At 41.7% G+C, this 1,284-nt stretch carries 1 protein-coding gene; it reads right to left on the bottom strand.

What is annotated here, in order from left to right:
* Positions 1-1,284 (bottom strand): amino acid adenylation domain-containing protein (locus MKX41_RS32250; RefSeq protein WP_340975166.1); only part of this gene is annotated, 1,284 nt, incomplete at both ends.

The following is a 1,284-nucleotide window of genomic DNA, read 5'->3' as shown; positions in this document are numbered from 1 at the left end:
AAGCGTTCCATCCGGTAACCACCGTGCTAAGTCTCCGCTACGATACATCTTTTCTCCGGGTTTAAACGGGTTCGCTACGAACTTTTCAGCTGTTAATTCTGGTTGATTGAGGTAGCCCTCCGCCAATCCTTCTCCAGATATACATAGCTCGCCTTTACTTCCCGTCACAACTGGATTAAGCTTTTCATCCAATACATAAACCCTCATGTTGTCTGCCGGTCTGCCAATCGATACGGACGTTCCCTTCGCTTCAGCCGGTTCATACTCATAAATCATGCACCCTACAGTTGCCTCGGTTGGACCATATTCATTATAGATAGTGACTTCTCCGTTGAACTGCTGATGTACTCGCTCTGCCAAATCTCTTTTCAGATCTTCTCCACCTGTAATAAGAACCTTCAAATTCTTACTTTCCAAATTCAGCTCTTCTAAAAGCTTCATATGAGATGGTGTTATTTTAAGCATTCCCACTTTATCATCTGTCAGCACTTCGCTAAGAACAACCGCTGCATCTGTTCCCTCATATATAAACAATGTTTTCCCAGTAATCAGCGGCAAGTATAGTGATGTTACTGTTAAATCAAATGCTATGGAAGAGTACAACGCACAGTGATAGGCTTCGTCTTTAAAATAAGATTTGTTAGCCCACCACAAATAATTCAGCAACCCTTTGTGTGGGATCATGACCCCCTTTGGATTTCCTGTGGACCCTGAGGTATACATGATATAGGCAAGATCCTGCACTCCGTTAGAAGATAGTAAATTCGTATCTTCATAACTATCTGTAGGTGTAGATAGATCTACCACAGTTTTACAATATAATCCCTCTGTCTTTAAGTATGACTGGGTTAGTACTATCTTCGCCCCACTATCCTTCAACATATAATTCATGCGATCCGTTGGAACGTTCGGGGCTATCGGTAAGTACGTTCCCCCTGCTTTTAAGATCGCCAATATCCCTATGACCATATCTATTGAACGATCGGCCATGATGCCGACTACTTTATTCGCCGTAACACCATACTCTTGAAGATATCTTCCCAGTTGATTAGCTTTCTTATTTAATGAACGGTAGCTCATTGAATCCTGCCGATGTACTAGAGCAAAATGATCGGGGAATTTCTCAACTTGTTCTTCAAATAATGCATGCAGTGTTTTTTCTTTTGGATAATCGGTCTTCGTCTGGTTAAATCCATATACCAGCTGCCCTTTTTCCTCTGATGTCACGATTTCAATCTCATCCATCGTTGCGTTCGGATTTGCTATGATCTGCTTAATAACATA

Origin of the sequence: Paenibacillus sp. FSL R5-0475, assembly GCF_038004585.1 — a bacterium.
Taxonomy (GTDB): Bacteria; Bacillota; Bacilli; order Paenibacillales; family Paenibacillaceae; genus Paenibacillus_AQ.
The sequence above is the reverse complement of the archived record's forward strand: the minus strand, read 5'-3'. Positions and strand labels throughout refer to the sequence as shown.